The sequence below is a fragment of the Leifsonia sp. TF02-11 genome, assembly GCF_017565305.1.
In the GTDB taxonomy this organism is placed as follows: Bacteria; Actinomycetota; Actinomycetes; order Actinomycetales; family Microbacteriaceae; genus Leifsonia.
In genome coordinates this window covers 55,558-72,680 of sequence record NZ_JAGEKP010000024.1, presented here as the reverse complement: position 1 = coordinate 72,680, position 17,123 = coordinate 55,558, and the positions used below count along the sequence as shown (strand labels likewise).

The 17,123-nt window shown below is 70.6% G+C and carries 15 protein-coding genes; 9 read left to right on the top strand and 6 right to left on the bottom strand.

The window, feature by feature from the left end:
• The first annotated feature begins 1 nt into the window (after position 1).
• Positions 2-946: a carbohydrate ABC transporter permease gene (locus JNB50_RS21295; RefSeq protein WP_307794832.1), complete on the top strand. Its 945-nt coding sequence runs from the start codon at positions 2-4 to the stop codon at positions 944-946.
• 27 nt (positions 947-973) lie between these two features.
• Positions 974-1,816 carry a metallophosphoesterase gene (locus JNB50_RS21290; protein ID WP_208042140.1) on the top strand — a complete coding sequence of 281 codons (843 nt, stop codon included), beginning with the start codon at positions 974-976 and terminating at the stop codon, positions 1,814-1,816.
• 4 nt (positions 1,817-1,820) lie between these two features.
• Here the strand turns inward: JNB50_RS21290 and JNB50_RS21285 are convergent, their stop codons facing one another.
• On the bottom strand, positions 1,821-2,321 hold the full coding sequence (locus tag JNB50_RS21285) for a MarR family winged helix-turn-helix transcriptional regulator (RefSeq protein WP_208042139.1): 501 nt from the start codon (positions 2,319-2,321) through the stop codon (positions 1,821-1,823).
• Positions 2,322-2,402: 81 nt separating this feature from the next.
• Here JNB50_RS21285 and JNB50_RS21280 point away from each other — a divergent pair, with 81 nt between their 5' ends.
• Positions 2,403-3,194 (top strand): SDR family NAD(P)-dependent oxidoreductase, encoded by a 792-nt coding sequence (locus JNB50_RS21280; RefSeq protein WP_208042138.1) that lies wholly within the window; start codon positions 2,403-2,405, stop codon positions 3,192-3,194.
• 67 nt (positions 3,195-3,261) lie between these two features.
• On the opposite strand, the gene JNB50_RS21275 is transcribed toward JNB50_RS21280, so the two are convergent.
• A complete protein-coding gene (locus JNB50_RS21275) occupies positions 3,262-5,226 on the bottom strand; it encodes an FAD-dependent monooxygenase (protein ID WP_208042361.1) in 1,965 nt (654 codons plus the stop codon).
• A gap of 187 nt (positions 5,227-5,413) precedes the next feature.
• Between JNB50_RS21275 and JNB50_RS21270 the strand changes: the two genes are divergently transcribed.
• Positions 5,414-6,082: an IclR family transcriptional regulator gene (locus JNB50_RS21270; protein ID WP_208042137.1), complete on the top strand. Its 669-nt coding sequence runs from the start codon at positions 5,414-5,416 to the stop codon at positions 6,080-6,082.
• A gap of 23 nt (positions 6,083-6,105) precedes the next feature.
• Here JNB50_RS21270 and JNB50_RS21265 read toward each other — a convergent pair whose 3' ends face one another.
• The gene (locus tag JNB50_RS21265) at positions 6,106-6,645 is read right to left on the bottom strand and encodes a putative immunity protein (protein ID WP_208042136.1); all 540 of its coding nucleotides are present in this window, start codon (positions 6,643-6,645) and stop codon (positions 6,106-6,108) included.
• 196 nt (positions 6,646-6,841) lie between these two features.
• Here JNB50_RS21265 and JNB50_RS25865 point away from each other — a divergent pair, with 196 nt between their 5' ends.
• Both JNB50_RS25865 and JNB50_RS21260 read left to right on the top strand, forming a co-directional pair.
• Positions 6,842-7,231, top strand: a complete 390-nt coding sequence (locus JNB50_RS25865; protein ID WP_307794831.1) for a hypothetical protein — start codon at positions 6,842-6,844, stop codon at positions 7,229-7,231.
• Positions 7,165-8,358, top strand: a complete 1,194-nt coding sequence (locus tag JNB50_RS21260; RefSeq protein WP_307794830.1) for an APC family permease — start codon at positions 7,165-7,167, stop codon at positions 8,356-8,358. Before JNB50_RS25865 ends, JNB50_RS21260 begins: the two co-directional genes overlap by 67 nt.
• Before the next feature lie 316 nt (positions 8,359-8,674).
• On the opposite strand, the gene JNB50_RS21255 is transcribed toward JNB50_RS21260, so the two are convergent.
• The 3 genes from JNB50_RS21255 to JNB50_RS21245 are packed head-to-tail and all read right to left on the bottom strand — an operon-like array spanning position 8,675 to position 12,535.
• Complete coding sequence (locus JNB50_RS21255) at positions 8,675-9,967, bottom strand: aspartate aminotransferase family protein (RefSeq protein ID WP_208042135.1); 1,293 nt, start codon at positions 9,965-9,967, stop codon at positions 8,675-8,677.
• A 38-nt stretch (positions 9,968-10,005) separates the two neighbouring features.
• Positions 10,006-11,118 carry a phosphotransferase enzyme family protein gene (locus JNB50_RS21250; RefSeq protein WP_208042134.1) on the bottom strand — a complete coding sequence of 371 codons (1,113 nt, stop codon included), beginning with the start codon at positions 11,116-11,118 and terminating at the stop codon, positions 10,006-10,008.
• A gap of 7 nt (positions 11,119-11,125) precedes the next feature.
• The gene (locus JNB50_RS21245) at positions 11,126-12,535 is read right to left on the bottom strand and encodes an aldehyde dehydrogenase family protein (protein ID WP_208042133.1); all 1,410 of its coding nucleotides are present in this window, start codon (positions 12,533-12,535) and stop codon (positions 11,126-11,128) included.
• 191 nt (positions 12,536-12,726) lie between these two features.
• Here JNB50_RS21245 and JNB50_RS21240 point away from each other — a divergent pair, with 191 nt between their 5' ends.
• From JNB50_RS21240 to JNB50_RS21230, 3 genes are all read left to right on the top strand, one after another.
• Positions 12,727-13,443, top strand: a complete 717-nt coding sequence (locus JNB50_RS21240) for a Pr6Pr family membrane protein (protein WP_208042132.1) — start codon at positions 12,727-12,729, stop codon at positions 13,441-13,443.
• A 70-nt stretch (positions 13,444-13,513) separates the two neighbouring features.
• Entirely contained in the window at positions 13,514-14,467 is a 954-nt protein-coding gene (locus tag JNB50_RS21235) for a helix-turn-helix domain-containing protein (RefSeq protein ID WP_307794829.1), read from the top strand.
• A 624-nt stretch (positions 14,468-15,091) separates the two neighbouring features.
• Positions 15,092-17,098: a primary-amine oxidase gene (locus JNB50_RS21230; protein WP_208042131.1), complete on the top strand. Its 2,007-nt coding sequence runs from the start codon at positions 15,092-15,094 to the stop codon at positions 17,096-17,098.
• The last annotated feature ends 25 nt before the right edge of the window (positions 17,099-17,123 follow it).

The window sequence follows — 17,123 nt, the reverse complement described above, 5'->3', positions numbered from 1 at the left end:
CGTGGCTCTCGTCCCCGTCACCGACCTGACCCCGGTCCGGCTCACCGCGCCCGCGGTCGTCGTGCCCGCCGCTTCCGCCTCGGCGTCCGCGCCGGTCGTCCCCGCGACCTCCACCGAGGCCGCCGCCACCCGCGCGCGCCGCCGCCTCGCCACCACGATCGGGCACGTCGTGCTCATCGTCGTCGCGGTCACCAGCATCTTCCCGATCTACTGGATGTTCGTCACGGCGTTCCGCCAGCCGGCGGATGCCCTGTCGCAGACCCCGTTCCCGTGGCCGATCTCCCTGGAGAGCTTCGTCACGGTCTGGCAGCAGATCCCGATCCTCGGCATGATCGGCAACACGTTCGTGATGGCGTTCGCCGTCGCGGCCTGCCAGCTGGTCATCGCGATCCTCGCCGCGTACGGCTTCGCGATGTGGCAGTTCCCCGGCAAGAGCATTCTGTTCCTGTTCTTCATCGGGTCCTGGCTGGTGCCGTTCCAGGTCACGATGATCCCCAACTACGTGCTCATCTCGCAGCTGGGACTGCTCGGGACGATCGCCGGCGTCATCGTGCCGAACCTGTGCTCGGCGTTCGCCGTCATGCTCATGCGGCAGCACATGCAGTCGTTCCCGCGGGAGCTCATCGACGCCGCGCACATGGACGGGCGCAACAACTTCGGCATCCTCGTGCGGGTCGTCCTCCCGAACATGAAGCCGGCGTTGGCGGCGCTCGGCATCATGCTCTTCATCGAGGCGTGGAACAACTACCTGTGGCCGTCGCTGATCTTCCAGCACCAGTCCGACGCGCTGATCCAGGTCGGCATCCGCAGCTTCCTCGGCGCCGAGGGCGACAACTGGGGCGCCATCATGGCGGCCTCCGGTCTCGCCTGCCTCCCCATCTTCCTCATCTACCTCTTCCTGCAGCGCTACATCGTGGACGCGTTCGTCCGCTCCGGCCTGCGCTGACCACCCATCCCCCTGAGAGGAAACCCCGTGAAGATCGTCCAGCTCTCCGACACCCACATCTCCCACCTGGGAGGCGCCACCACCGAGAACCTGCGCGCGTTCGTCGACCTGATCAACGCCATCAACCCCACGTTCGTCGTGCACAGCGGCGATGTGGCCATCCTCGACCCCGACCAGGCGGACGACCGCGAGGCGGCCAGGGAACTGCTCGCCGGCATCCAGGCGCCGCTGCGCGTGCTGCCCGGCAACCACGACGTGGGAGAGCGCCCCGACAACGCCTGGGCCGGCCTCGTCGTCACGCCGGAGCGCCTCGCCGCGTTCGAGTCGACCTTCGGCCCCGACCACTGGCTCGAACTCGTCGGCGACTGGGCGGTGATCGGCCTGAACAGCGAGATCATGGGCAGCGGCCTCGCAGAGGAGGAGGCGCAGTGGGAGTGGCTGGCGACGCTCCCCGCGCAGATCGGCACCCGCCCGACGCTGATCTTCAGCCACAAGCCGGTGTGGAACCCGTACCCGGAGGTCACCGAGCACAACATCGCCATCCCCGACGACTCGAAGGCCCGCCTCCTGGCCGCGCTCGACGGCGTGACTCTGGCGGCGCTCGGCAGCGGCCACCTCCACCACTACGCGGTCGCGACCGAGGTCCACGGCGACGCCGAGGTCCTCACGATCTCGGCCCCCGCGACCGGCTTCGCCCACGCCGGCCTCGGCGGCACGGCACTCGCCCAGCAGGGCATCGTCGAGTACCAGCTGGGCGAGGCGGGCACGGTGCGCCCGTTCTTCCGCAACCTCACGACACTGGTGGAGATCGCGCCGACGGAGATCCCGGAGTTCTCGGCGGCGCTGGAGGAGTTGGGGGTTTCGCTCTGAGGTCTCAGCCGGCCTGACCCGGCGCCACCCACACCTCCGCCGCCGGGTCGATCGCGGTCGCGATCCGCCCGCAGATCACCGCCAGCTGGCGCACCTGCGGCTCGGTGAGCGGCGCGAACACGAGCTCCTCCACGAGCGCGTGATGCGCCGGGTTGGCGCGCACCACCTGCTCGTGGCCTTCCGGAGTGAGGATCGCCAGGGTGAAGCGGCCGTCGGTCGGGTCGACCTCCCTGCGCACCCAGCCCTTCTTCTCCAGGCGGGAGATCGCCCGTGAGAGCCGGGAGAGCGTGCTGTTCGCGTAGTCGGCGAGGGTGCTCAGCCGCAGCGTGCGGTCGGGTGCGGTGGCGAGCGCGTACAGCAGGCCGTGCTCGTAGTGGGTGACCCCGCTGTCGCGCAGCAGTTGGGCGTCGAGCGCGGCGGGGAGTCGTTCGAGCACGGTGGCGATCGAGGCCCAGGCCTGGAGGTGGGCGGGGCTCAGGCCGTGGAGCTCGCTGGAGGAGGTCATTCTGCGAGCCTAGCTGACTTGCTCAGGCAAGTGATCTCACGTACCGTGACTTTCCTGAGCAAGTGACTCGAAGGAGACGAGATGGATCTGCAGCTGCGTGGGAAGACGGCGTTCGTCAGCGGTTCGACACAGGGGATCGGCTACGCGGTGGCCTCGGCGCTCGCCGCGGAGGGCGTGCGCGTCATCGTGAACGGGCGCGGAGAGGAGGCTGTCGCGGCGGCGGTCGCCAGACTCCGGAGCGCGCACCCCGGCGCCGAGCACTCCGGGCTGGCCGCCGACTTCGGCAACCCCGCCCAGGTGGACGCGCTCCTGGAGAGGCTGGGCGCGGTCGACATCCTCGTCAACAACGTCGGTGTGTTCGGCCTGGCGCCGTTCGCCGACGTGACCGACGACGAGTGGGCCCGCTACCTGGAGGTCAACCTGATGAGCGGCGTCCGGCTGTCGCGGCACCTGCTGCCGGGCATGCTCGAGCGCGGCTCCGGCCGCGTCGTGTTCGTCAGCAGCGAGTCGGGTGTGAACGTGCCGGCCGACATGATCCACTACGGCGTGACGAAGGCGGCGATGATCGCCCTCGGCAACGGGCTCGCCAAGCTCACGCGGGGCACGGCGGTGACGGTCAACACGGTGCTCGGCGGGCCGACCTACTCGGACGGCGTCGCCGCCACGGTCGAGTCGATCGCGGCAGCGCAGTCCGCGCCGGTCGACGCGGTGAAGGCCGCGATCATCGGGCAGAACCGCACCACCCTGCTCGAGCGGTTCCTCGAGCCGACGGAGCTGGCGTCGCTGGTCGCCTACCTGGCGAGCCCGCTGGCCTCCGCCACCAACGGAGCGGCCATCCGCGCCGACGGCGGCGTCCTCACCGGCCTCCTCTAGGCCGAGACGTGAGTGATCGCCGGAATCGGGGAGCCGATTTCCGCGACTACTCACGTCTCGACGGTGGTCAGTTGAGGGGGATGCGCGCGCCGATCTCGATCTCCCGAGGGGTGTCGTGGCCGACGTCGGCCAGGCGCCGATCCGGCTCGATCAGGTGCCGTGCGAAGAAGTCGCTCAGCTCGGCGCGGGCGGTCAGCGGGAGGACGGCGGCGACGTACTGGTCGGGGCGAACGACGACAATGGCGCCGGCCGCACCGATCCCGCGGTCGCGGTGGATGTCGCGGCCGTGGCCCGCCGCGAAGATCTGGTTGAGGTCGCGGAGGCCGTACGGCACCTTGGTCGGCTGGAACGCGCGGGGCACGGACGTCGGCTCCACCTCGGTGTAGTCCTGCCGGTAGATCACCTTGGTGTCGAACACGGCGTCGTCGTCGCCTCCCGCCGGGGTGTACCGCACCCACGGCGACGCCGGGTCGGTCGCCCACCACTCGGCGAAGTCGGCGGTGGGCGTCCCGGCGAGTGCGGGGGCCGCGGCGTCGGCGAAGACGTAGACGCGCCAGCGGCCGTCGGCCTCGTGGAAGTGCCCGAGATGCCGCCAGCGGTTGTCGGCGCGCCGGATGACCTCCGCCGACTTGAACCGCTTGCCGACGGGGAATCCGGGCGCCAGGTCCTGGTGCTCGGTGCCGAGGGTGATCAGCGACTCCTCGTACTGCGTCATGAAGCCGGCGGGGAACTCCATCGTCTTCACATACCAGTGCTCGAGCTCGGACGGGTCCTCCCAGTCGTCGACCGGCTTGGCCATCATGCCCGACCACTCCCGGTCGAAGTCGATGAGGTTCTGCGCGATCACCTTGCGCTCGGCGGCGTAGGTGTCCAGCAACTCCTCGGGGGCCCGGCTCTCCAGCACGGCGGCGAGCTTCCAGCCCAGGTTGAAGCCGTCCTGGATGGACACGTTCATCCCCTGCCCGGCCTTGGCCGAGTGCGTGTGGCACGCGTCGCCCATGATGAACGCGTGCGGGTGCCGCTCTCCGGTCAGCTCCGGAGGCACATCGTCGAAGCCGTCGGTGATGCGGTGCGCCACCTCGTAGACCGACCACCAGGTCACGGCCTTCACGTCGAGCGTGTAGGGATGCAGGATGCGGTTGGCCTTGGCGATCATGTCCTCGATCGGGGTGGCCCGCACGGCGCCGGGGTTGGCCTCGTCGACCTCGCCGAGATCGACGTACATGCGTGCCAGGTAGCCGCCCTCGCGCGGGATGAGCAGGATGTTGCCCTCATCGTGCGACTGGATCGAGCACTTCACCTGGATGTCGGGGAAGTCGGTGTTCGCCAGGATGTCCATGACACCCCAGGCGTGCATCGAGGCGTCGCCGTGCAAGCGGTGGCCGAGCGCGGTGCGCACGCTGCTGCGGGCGCCGTCGCCGCCGACCAGATACTTGGCTCGCACCGTGCGCTCCTCGCCCGAGCGCGGCCCGTGGCAGTAGCGGATGCGCGCGCTGACCGGATAGGCGGCTGAGGGGTCGATCTCGCAGTCCACGAACTCGATGCCGTAGTCGGGCACGATGCGGCCGGGTGCGCGTTCGGCGTCGCGGAGGAAGTAGTCGAGGATGCGCGACTGGTTGACGTAGATGTGCGGGAACTCGCTGATCCCCGTCGCGTCGTCCGGCGCCCGGGAGGCGCGCACGATGCGGGAGGGGTCGGCCGGGTCGGGCTTCCAGAAGCACATCTCGACGTTGCGGTAGGCCTCTTCGATGACCTCGCCGGCGAAGCCGAACGCCTGGAAGGTCTCGACCGAGCGCGCCTGGATGCCGTCGGCCTGGCCGACCTCCAGTCGCCCCGGGCGCTTCTCGATGGCCCGCGCGTCGATGGAGGGGAACCGCGAGAGCTGCGCCGTGACGACCGCGGCGGCCGGGCCGGTGCCGACGATGAGCACGTCCATCTCGTCCGGCAGCTCGCGCGGGCGATCAACGCCGTGACCGGCCGCCGGCCTGATGCGGGGATCGCCGGACTCGTAGCCGCGGTAGTGGATCTGCACGCTCATTCCTCCTCGAATGACGACCGTTGTGCCGGGAGCCTTGTGTCTCTATAGTTGAAACAGCGGTCTAATAATCGCTACAAGGCTAACTCGTCGCTCTCGGTGGAGCAACAGGCCGATGGATCAGCAAGCCAGTGGAGCAGCACGCTCGTAGGGGACCAGTGAGTCCGGCAACAGGGAGGTCGCGATGGCGCAGCAGCGCACCACGGGCGCGGACGGCGGGTCGCAAACCCTCGCGCGGGGTCTGACCGTCCTCGCCCTGATCGGCGAGTCGCCCACGCCGCTCACCGTCGCCGACCTGTCCGCCCGGATGGGTCTCCATCGCTCGATGGTGTACCGACTGGTCCGCACGCTCGAGTCGCACGGGTTCGTGCTCCGGACGGCATCCGGCGAACTGGAGCTCGGCGTCCGCCTGGTCGCCCTCGCCCGCAACGTCGCGCGCGCCCTGCACGTCGCGGCGGCGCCGGTGCTCGCCGAATTGGCCGACGGTCTGGGCATGACGGCGTTCGTGGTCGCCTTCGACGGGGAGGCCGCTGTGACGCTCTCCACCGCGGAGCCGCGCGGCGTCGACGCGACGGTCGCCCAGCGGCCGGGCAGCAGGCACTCGATCGACCGCGGAGCGCCGGGCCGGGTCATCCGCTCGCAGCTCGATCCCGTCGCGCACCCGCCGCGCGCCTTCGAGGTCAGCAGCGACGAGATCATCCCCGGATTGTCGTCCGTCGCCGTTCCGCTGCGGGTGCCCGACGGCACGCCGTCGTCACTGGCGGTGGTCTACATCACCCACGAGTACGAGGTCGACGCGATCGCGGCGACCCTGACCGCCGCCGCCGAACGGATCGTGCGCGCGCTGCGCTGAGGGGCAGGCTGCGCTGGGGCATGTCACTCCGGCGTGCCCAGAGCCTCCTGGATCCGCCGGATCGCCTCGCCGAGCATCCCGGAGGCCAGCAGACCCGGCCCGAGCGGTCCGGCGCGGTCCGCGCCCAGGGGCGGGAGCGAGCGGAGCGCCGCGCGGACGTCGCCTGTCATGCGGTCCAGCTGCCAGCGGAGCTCGTCGTCGAACGCGTCGGGATCATCGGGCGAGGCGAGAGCAGCGGCCCGGGCGGCGTACGCGGCCGCGCCCAGCGCGTGCGAGCCAACGTGCGCGACGGCGGCCGCCTGTGCGGCAGCGCGGGCCGCGGACACGCCGGCCTGTGTGGTCGCCGCGCCGGCCGCCCGGCCGGCGACGAAGCGGCGCTTGATCTCGCCGGCCGCGTCGAGCTCGCCCCGCGAGTACGCCCGCGCGCGTTCGATCGCCTCCCGCGGCGTGCGGTCGCCCGGAGCCTCCGCCTCGAACAGTCCGAGCACGCGCTCCGCGCAGTCGGCCGCCCACCCGGCCACGGCTCGACGGTCGGCATCGTCGAGCGTCTGCAGCGAAGTCACCGCCCCATCCTGTCACCACCCGCCGAGGCGGCGGAAACCCCGCCGTCTCGTCGGCCCTGGACCGAATTCGTGCCGTCTGGACTGTTCCGCTGTGGTCAACCGCCGTGCACCGGCGGGCAAGCGCCGCGAGCCCGCGCGCGGTTGGATCGTGTTCAATCGCGCATCCCGTGAGCGCGTCCCATCGAGGAGAACCCCCGTGACCTCAACCTCTGACACCGCCGTCAGCGCAGCTCCCCATCCCGCCGCCCACCGCCGGCTCGGCGTGCCCGCCGTCACCTTCATGATCGTCGCGGCCTCCGCGCCGCTGACGGTCCTGGCGGGTGGCGTCACGACGACCTTCGCCGTCACCGGCGTGCTCGGCGTGCCGCTGTCCTTCCTGCTGCTCGGCGCGGTGCTCGCGATCTTCGCCGTCGGCTACGCCGCGATGAGCCGCTACGTCACCAACGCCGGCGCGTTCTACTCGTACGTGTCGCAAGGGATCGGGCGCCCGCCGGCGTCGGCGTCTCGATCGTGGCGCTCGTGTCGTACAACGCGATGCAGATCGGCGTGTACGGGCTGTTCGGCTATCAGGTCGCCTCCCTGCTGAACACCAAGTTCGGCTGGGACCTGCCCTGGTGGCTGCCGATCATCGTGTGCATCGCGATCGTCGGCATTCTCGGCGTGAACCGGGTCGACCTGTCGGCGAAGGTGCTCGGCGTGCTCGTCGCGCTCGAGTTCCTGGTGGTCATCGTCTACGACATCTCGGCGTTCGTCGTGGCGCCGGAGGGCGTCAGCGGCCAGGCCCTCAGCCCGTCCGCGCTGTTCGTGCCCGGCATCGGAGCGGTGTTCGCGTTCGGCATCGCCGCCTTCATGGGCTTCGAGGGCGCCGCGATCTACGGCGAGGAGGCCAAGGACCCGAAGCGAACGGTCGCCCGCGCAACCTACACGGCCGTCGCGGTCATCGCGCTCTTCTACGCGCTGTCCTCCTGGGCGATGACGATCGCCTCCGGCCCCAGCAAGGTGATCAAGGACTCCACCGAACAGGGCCCGAACCTGATCTTCTCGTTCCTCGAGTCGAACGTCGGTGTGCTGATCAGCGACATCGCCCAGGTGCTCTTCATCACCAGCCTGTTCGCGTCGCTGGTCAGCTTCCACAACGCCGTCGCGCGCTACTTCTTCTCGTTGGGCCGCGAGGGCGTGCTGCCGTCGTGGCTGGCGCGCGTGCGCACGCACAGCCGGGCGCCGTGGGCGGGCTCGCTGACCCAGACCGTCCTCGCCCTGGTCGTGATCGCCGCGTTCGCGATCGCCAGCGTCGGCTGGGTGCCGCCGAAGGGAGCCCCGGCGATCCTCTTCCCGGTGCTCACGCTGTTCTCCTGGCTCACCAACACCGGCGCCCTCGGCCTGGTGCTGCTGATGGCGATCGTCTCGTTCGCGGTCGTCGGCTTCTTCCGCCGCTCGAGCCACGGCCTGGGCGTCTGGCAGCGGGTCGTCGCGCCGGTGGTCTCGGGAATCGGCCTGACGGTGGTCTTCATCCTGATCGTCGTCTACTTCAACACCCTCCTGACCAGCGACCCGACCGCACCGCCGTCGGCGACCACGTTCCTCCTCCCGGCGATCGTGATCCTCGCCGGCGTTGTCGGGATCGCCTGGGGCTACATCCTCAAGCGCCGCAACCCGCGCGTCTACGCGCAGATCGGCCACGGCACCGAGGAGCAGAACGCGCCGGAGCTGTAGCGCGGGCTGATCGTCCTCTCGGTGCCGAAGGGCACGTGGGCGCCCCCGGAACGTGGTTCCGGGGGCGTTTGCGTGGCCCTATCGGATGGGCGGTACCTCTGCTCGTGATGGCGCCGGGGTTCGAGAGACGAGGGAACGCAAGCGGCCCCGAAGCGTGGCTTTGGGGGCGTTTGCGTGCCCCTCGATTGTCCAGGGGGGCGAGGGGGCGGGAGCGAGGGGCGGGAGCGCGGCGAGGCGTCGCGGAGGCGCGGAGCTTGCGGCGAAGGGGCGCGGGGCGCGGGGACTGCGGCGAGGCGGCGCGGGGCGGAGGCGGCCGTTACCGCCGCTCCACCTCCGCCAGCGCCTCCCCGAACGCCGCAAGCAGCACCTCCACTTCCGCCCCCGCGATCGCCAGCGGCGGGCGCATCTTGAGCACGCTGTCGTGGCGGCCGATGCGGCTGATCAGCACGTGGCGGTCGCGCATGGCCTCCACGACCGCCTTGGTGCGGGCCGGGTCGGGCTGTGCGTCGGCCGCTTCGGCCGGGCGGTCGTAGACCTCTACGCCGAAGAACAGGCCGGCGCCCTTGGGTGCGCCGATCCACGGATGCGAGGATGCGAGCGCGGCCAGGGCCTCCCGGATGACGGCACCGCTCTCCTGCGCGCGCTCGACCAGCTGTTCGTCGCGGAGCACGTCGAGCACCGCCAGCCCGGCCGCCGCGGAGACCGGGTTGCCGCCGAAGGTGTTGAAGTACATGTTCCGCGGGCCGAACTCGTCCAGCAGCGCGGCCGGGAGGGCGACGCCGCCGAGCGGGTGTCCGTTGCCCATCGGCTTGCCCATCGTCACGAGGTCGGGCACGATGCCGTGGTTGCGGTGGCCCCAGAAACTGCGGCCGGTGCGCCCGAAGCCGGACTGCACCTCGTCGGCGACGACCAGCCCGCCTGCCCTGCGCACACGCTCGGCGAGTCCGCTCACGTAGCCGGACGGCACCCGGTTGAGGCCCTCGGTCGAGAACAGGGAGTCGAACAGCACGGCCGCGACGCCGTGCCCGTCCGCCTGCAGCGCGGCGATCGCCTCGTCGACCTCCGTCAGCGCAGCCGTCAGCACGGCGTCCTCCGCGCGCCCGCGGTCCGGCCCGTCGAGGTCGGGGATGCGCAGCGTGCGCACGTGCGCGCCGAGGCCCTCGTGCGCGCGGAGGCCGGTCGTCACACGCGCGAGCGCTTGGGTGTGGCCGTGGTAGCTGAAGTCCGAGATCAGGATGCCGGAGGCCCCGGAATGCTGCGTCGCGATCCGGAACGCCAGATCGTTGGACTCCGATCCGCTGTTCGTGAAGACGATGCGGTCGATGGTGTCGTCGAAGGTCGCCAGCAGCCGCTCGGCGTAGTCGACGACGCGGTCGTTCAGGTACCGGGTGTGGATGTTGAGCGTCGCGGCCTGGTCGGCGATCGCCGCGACCACCCGCGGGTGCGCGTGGCCCACGTGCGGCACGTTGTTGTAGCCGTCGAGGTACCGGTCGCCGTTCACGTCGGTCAGCCACACGCCCTCGGCGCGCACGAACTCGATCGGCCGGTCGTAGAACAGCGGGCTGTAGGGGCCGAGGGTGTCGAATCGGCGGGTCAGGAGGTCGGTCATGAGGCAGCTTCCAAGTGGGTCGGGGTTCGTGGAGGTCGTCAGCCGGCGACGAGCTCGGGCCAGCCGGTGCGGCCGGTCGCGACGTAGCGCGAGGCGGCGGGGAGGATGTGGGGGAGCAGGTGCTCGAGGTGGAACCGGGTGGCCTCCTCGTCGGGACGGTCGACCGACCAGGCGAGATACGACAGTGCGCGGGCGAGCAGCAACGGCTGCCAGGCCTCCACATCGCGCCGGGTCAGCGGGCGCTGCGCACGGTAGCCGTCGAGCACCGCAGTCACGAGCCGGTCGCCGCGCGGGTGCCCGGTGAGGAAGAAGCAGGCCGTCGCCAGGTCGAAGAGGTACCAGCCCTCGCCGCAGTCGTCGAAGTCGATGACGGCGATACGGCCGCCCGAGACGAGCACGTTCTCCATGGTGAGGTCGGCGTGGATCGGCCCGTAGCTCGCGGGCGATCGGTCGAGGCGGTGGAGGTCGCGGGCGACGGCCTCCTCCGCCTCCGCCAGTATCGTCCGCTGCGCCGCCGACAGCGCGGGGAGGTGCGCGGCACTTCCCCAGAGCGCCTGCGGGCCGCAGAGACCGGCGGCGTCCCAGGCGTGCCGGTCGTACCCGGCGGGTGCGCCGGAACGCTCGGCGCAGTCGTGGAGGAGCGCGATCGTGCGGCCGAGCTCACGGAGGTCGGCGACCGCAGGGCATCCCCGGCCCGTGAACGTGTCCGGCGACGAGCCGAGCGGGGTCGCGGAGGGCAGCCACTCCTGCACCGACACCTGCACGGTGGCGCCGTGCGCGTCGGTCACGTGCGCGACGTGCGAGCCGTCGTGGCGCCGGAGCGGCTGTGCGACTCCCACCCCTGCGCCGGCCAGCGTCTGGAGGAAGGCCGCCTCCGATTCGATCTCGCCGTCGGTGTGGTATCCGGGCCGATGCACCTTGAGCGCCCACTCGCCGGTGTCGGCGGTGACACGGAAGACGACGTTCTCGCGGCGGTTGACGAAGCGGAGGTCGGCCTCCCCGGCGATGCCGAAGTCGCTGAGCGCCCGACGGGCGACGGCCTCGGCGGGGTCGATGGTGTCGGCGGGGTCGACTGTGCCTGCTGAACGCACTGCGTCGGCGGAGTCGGCGGCCCCGCCCAGCCCGCCGGCCGCCGATCGCTGCGCGCGCACCCCGGCCTCAGCCGTTGATGACGCGGTGCACCGAGACCGCCTTGAGGCCCTCGACACCGAACTCGACGCCGTAGCCGGAGCCCTTGACGCCGCCGAACGGGATCATCGGGTGCACGCCGCCGTGCGAGTTGATCCACACGGTTCCGGACTGCATCCGGTTGGCGACCGCAAGGGCCGCGTCGCGGTCCGGTCCCCAGACCGAGCCGCCCAGACCGACATCGAGGCGGTTGGCGCTGGCGATCGCGTCCTCCACCTCGGTGTACCGGATGATCGGCAGCGCGGGTCCGAACTGCTCCTCGTCGACGAGGGCGACTCCGTCGGACACGTCGGCGACGAGGGTGATCGGGTAGAACAGCTCGCCGAGCTCGGTGGCGGGGGAGCCTCCGGTGACGATGCGGCCGCCGTGGGCTTTGGCGTCCTCCACCAGCCGGTTCACGATGTCGAACTGCTGCTTGTTCTGCAGCGGACCGAGCACGTTCTCCTCGTCGAGGCCGTTGCCCATCGGGGTGACGCGCGCGACCTCCGCCAGCGCCTCCACGACCTCGTCGTACACCGAGTCGTGCACGTACAGGCGCTTGAGCGCTGCGCAGGTCTGCCCGGTGTTGATGAAGGCGCCCCAGAACAGGTCCTGGGCGATCGCCTTCGCGTCCGTGCCGGGCAGGATGATGCCGGCGTCGTTGCCACCGAGCTCCAGGGTGAGCCGGGCGAGGTTGCCCGCCGAGCTCTCGATGATCTTCTTGCCGGTCGCGGTGGAGCCGGTGAACATCACCTTGTCGATGTCGGGGTGGGAGGCCAGCCTGGCGCCGACCTCGCGCCCGCCGGAGACGGCGATGAGCACGTCGGCGGACAGCGCCTCGTTCAGCACGTCGACGAGGGCGAGCACGCTCAGCGGCGTGTACTCGGACGGCTTGAGAACGACGGTGTTGCCCATCCGCAGCGCAGGTGCGAGCTGCCAGACGGCGATCATGAGCGGCCAGTTCCACGGGCCGATCGCCCCGACGACGCCGGCGGCGCGGTAGTGCAGCTCGGCGTGCGTCTCGCCGTCGTCGACGAGCACCTCCGGCTCCAGCTGCAGCGCGGCGTTGGTGCGCAGCCAGGCCGAGCAGGCGCCGATCTCGAAACGCGCGTTCGGGCCGTTCAGCGGCTTGCCCTGCTCGCGGGACAGCAGCCGCGCGAGCTCTTCCGCACGCGCGTCGACGGCGTCGGCGGCCGCGTTCAGCGCGGCCGACCGTGCCTCGTGGCCGAGGGCCTCCCACGCGGGTTGGGCTGCCCGCGCCCGCGCGATCGCCGCGTCGAGCTCCTCGACGGTCGCCTCCGGCGCGTTGCCGATGACCGCGCCGGTGGCCGGATCGTGGATGGCGCGGCCCTCGCCCTCCGGCGCGCTGACACGGTCAAGCAGGTCACGGACATCGGTCATGATGGGTCTCCTCCGATGGGGATGGTGGTCCGTTCAGTCTCGCCCGGCCGGGCGCGGGGAGGTTGTCCGTAGGCGCAGGGGGGATGACGGAGGGTGCACGGACGGTGAGGTCGGCATCTCGTCGTCCAGCCCCGCGCGTCGCTTCGCGGCGTGCGAGTCGGCGCGGCCGATCGATCGATAGCATTCGAGCTATGCGCCTCGTCTTCGTCGTCCTTCGTCTCGTCGGGGCGGTCGCTATCACCGCAGCCATCGTTGCTCAGCTCGCGCAGAGCTACGCCGTCTGGACGGGCGGAGGGTTCCCGCATCCGGAGACCCTGTTCGTCAACTTCTTCAGCTACTTCACGATCGACTCCAACGTCGCCGCCGCGGTCGTCTTCCTGGTCGGTGCGGTCGTGCTCGTGAGCAAGCGGGAGGACCCGCAGTGGTTCGGTGTGTTCCGCGGATGCGTCACGGCTTACATGGCGGTGACCGGGATCGTCTACAACATGCTCTTGCGGGGTGTGAACGTCGCCGAGGGTGCGACCGTCCCGTGGTCGAACGAGATCCTCCACGTGGTCGGACCGCTGCTCATCGTCGTCGACTGGCTGTTCGCGCCTGGGCGCATCCGCCTGAAGTGGACGGCACTCTGGTGGGTCGTGTCGTTCCCGATCGCGTGGGCGATCTACTCGATGGTGCGCGGCCCGCTCGCCTACAACCACGTGGCGGGGAAGGACACGTGGTACCCGTATCCGTTCCTGGACCCGGCCAATTCGCCGGAGGGCTATGTCTCGGTCGCGTTCTACATCCTGCTGATCGCGGCGATCATCGGTGGACTCGGCTGCGCGGTCATCTGGGTCTCGCAGCGCGGACGCTGGCCGCTGCCGCCCGGCGCCAGGACCACCGAACGACCGGTCGCCTCCCCGTCGTAGCACCGCGGGTGATATCATCCTCATCACGGATCGTATACAAAGTCGTCCCCGGTCCAGATTGAGGTCGATCGTGCTTCCCGAGCTTCTCCGGCCAACCGAGTCCGCCCCCGTGCTGGACTTCAGCGCCTTCCGCACGGCCGTGTCCGAGTCGTTCGTGCCCCTGCAGGTGACCAGCGACCGACCGGAACCGTTCTTCGGACGCATCCGCTCGGCCGAGGCCGACGAGATCCACGTGTCGGAGGTCAGCGCCTCGCAGCACGTCGTGGAGCGCACGCCCGAGCTCATCGCGCGCGCCGACCGCAACTACTTCAAGCTCAGCCTCATGCTTTCGGGCACCGGCATCCTCATCCAGGAGGGGCGGGAGGCCGTGCTGCGGCCCGGCGACCTCGCCGTCTACGACACCCACCGCCCGTACACGCTCGTGTTCGAGGACGACTTCCGCACCATGGTCGTCATGTTCCCGAAGCACCTGATCGCGCTGCCTCCCGAGCTGGTGTCACAGCTGACCGCGGTGCGGTTCGACGGGAGCACAGGGGTCGGCGGCATCGTCGTGCCGTTCCTGGGGCAGCTCGTCGCGAACCTCGACCAGCTCTCCGGCGCCACCGGCGCCCGATTGGCGCACAGCGCACTCGACCTGACGACGACGCTGTTCGCCGACCAGCTCGGCACGGTCGCCGAGCTCGCCGACCCGCATCACGCGCTGATGCAGCGCATCCGGGAGTACATCGAGGTCAACCTGTCGTCGGTGGACCTCGGCCCGACCCGGATCGCCGCCGAGCACTACATCTCCACCCGCCACCTGCAGGGACTGTTCCAGGAACAGGGCACCACCGTCTCCGCGTGGATCCGGTCCCGCCGCCTGGAGCGCTGCCGCCGCGAGCTGATGGACCCGCTGTCGGCCTCCCGTTCGGTGGCGTCGGTCGCGACCCGCTGGGGCTTCGTCGACGCCGCCCACTTCAGCCGCGTCTTCAAGGCGACCTACGGCGAGTCCCCGTCGGAGGCGCGCGCCGCCGCCCTCGGCTGAGCGCGCCTCCTGCCTGCGCCGCCCCGCCGCGCGCGCCCTGCGTCCACCGCCCCGCACACATTCGTCACGAATCCCGACATTCGTGCCACGAATCCCGACATTCGTCACGAATCGCGGTCCGCCGAGCCCGCGCACATTCGTCACGAATCCCGACATTCGTGGCACGAATCGCGACATTCGTCACGAATCGCGGTCCGCCGAGCCCGCGCGCTTTCGTCACGAATCGCCGTCCACTGAGCCCGCGCGCTCTCGTCACGAATCGCCGTTCACCGAGCCCGCGCGCTTTCGTCACGAATCGCCGTCCACCGGGCCTGCGAATATTCGTGACGAATCCCGACATTCGTGGCACGAATCGCTACATTCGTGACGAATCGCAACATTCGTGGCACGAATCCCGACATTCGTCACGAATCACGACCTGCCCGGCCCGGCGAACATTCGTGACGAATCGCGACATTCGTGGCACGAATCACGGGATTCGTGACGAATCACCGTGCGCCCGGCGCGCGCTCTCGGGGCGAATCGCCGCGGCGGGGTGTGCCGGCGGCGCACGTCGCTTGACTGGATCGGTACGGTCGGTCCCCAGCCGACGAAACGGCCCTCAGCGCGTCGGATACTGGTCGCATGTCCCCCCATGACGCCGTCGCCCACGCTCACACGTCGACGACCACCAGCCCGGTCGCCGTCAGCCACCCCCTCGACGCCCTCACCGCGGCGGAGATCGCCGCGGGCCGCGCGATCCTGGAGGCCGCCGGGCTCGTCACCGAGACCACGCGCTTCCCCAACGTGCTTCCGGTCGAGCCCGAGCGAGAGGTCGTGGCCGGCTTCCGGGAGGGCGACCCGATCGAGCGCCGTCTCCTGTTCGTGCTCCTCGACACCGCGACCGGCCGCTCGGCGGAGGCGGTCGTGTCGGTCACGGCCGGGGAGGTCGTCGACCACCGCGAGCTGAACACCGCGGAGGCGCCCTACGGGCAGCCGCAGTACCTGTTCGAGGAGTACGCCCGCGCCGAGGAGATCGCGAAGGCGTCGCCAGAGTGGCAGGCCGCGATGCGCCGTCGCGGCCTCGAGGATCGCATCGACCTCGCGTTCTGCGCGCCGCTCGCGCCCGGCCACTTCAACCGCGCCGACGAGGTGGGCCGCCGGGCGATCCGCAGCCTCACCTTCCTGCGCAGCACCGAGGACGACTCGCCGTGGTCGCACCCGGTCGAGGGGCTCATCGTCCACATCGACTTGACGCGCGGCGAGGTGATCCGCGTCGAGGACGACGGCGACGTCCCGGTGCCCGACCTCGACGGCAACTACGACGCCGCCACGATCGGCCCGGCCCGCACCTCCCTCAAGCCCATCGAGATCACCCAGCCGGAGGGGCCGAGCTTCCACGTCGACGGTCAGGCGGTCGAGTGGGAGAACTGGAAGTTCCGGGTCGGCTTCAACGCGCGCGAGGGACTGGTGCTCAACCAGGTGACCTTCCGCGACGGCGACGAGGACCGTTCCGTGCTCTACCGCGCATCGGTGCCCGAGATGGTCGTGCCCTACGGCGACACCACCGCGACCCGGTTCTGGATCAGCTACTTCGACGCGGGCGAGTACCTGCTCGGCAAGAACGCCAACACGCTCGCGCTCGGCTGCGACTGCCTCGGCGTCATCCACTACTTCGACGGCGTCGTGGCCGACGACCACGGCAACCCGGTCACCATCCCGCAGGTCGTCTGCATGCACGAGGAGGACTACGGCGTGCTCTGGAAGCACACCGACCTCGCCGGCAAGGCGGAGGTGCGCCGGTCGCGGCGGCTGGTCGTCTCGTACTTCTCGACGATCGGCAACTACGACTACGGCTTCTTCTGGTACTTCTACCTCGACGGCACGATCCAGGTGGAGGCCAAGGCGACGGGCATCGTCTTCGCCGGCGCCGGCATCCCCGGCAGCAGCGACCCGCACGCCACCGAGATCGCACCCGGACTCTTCGCCCCGGTGCACCAGCACCTGTTCTGCGCGCGGCTGGACGTCGCGATCGACGGCGACCGCAACTCGCTTTCCGAGGTCGACGTCGTCGGCATCCCGACCGGACCGGACAACCCGTACGGCAACGCGTTCACCTGGACGACGACCCCGATCGAGCGCGAGTCGGAGGTCGGCAGGCTGGCGAACCCGGCGACCTCCCGGGTCTGGGAGGTCACCAGCTCCGACCGCACGAACGCGGTCGGCAAGCCGACGGCGTTCCACCTCATCCCGCAGCCCGGCGCGACGCTGATGGCGCAGCCGGACTCCACCGTGTTCGGGCGCGCGACGTTCGCGACCAAGCACCTGTGGGCGACGCGGTTCGACCCGACGGAGCGCTTCCCGGCGGGGGACTACCCGAACGCCCACGCGGGCGGCGCCGGCCTACCGGCGTGGACCGCGGCCGACCGTTCGCTGGTCGACGAGAACATCGTGCTGTGGCACGTGTTCGGCCCGACGCACATCCCGCGGCCGGAAGACTGGCCGGTCATGCCCGTCGACTACTCGGGATTCGCGTTCAAGCCGTACGGCTTCCTCGACCGCAACCCGGCGCTCGACCTGCCCGACGGCGCTTCCGGGTCCGCGGGTGCGTCCAGCTGCGGAGGCGGCGCTTCCTGCACCTGCGGGCACTGACCGCCGCCAGCCCACCCACAGACCG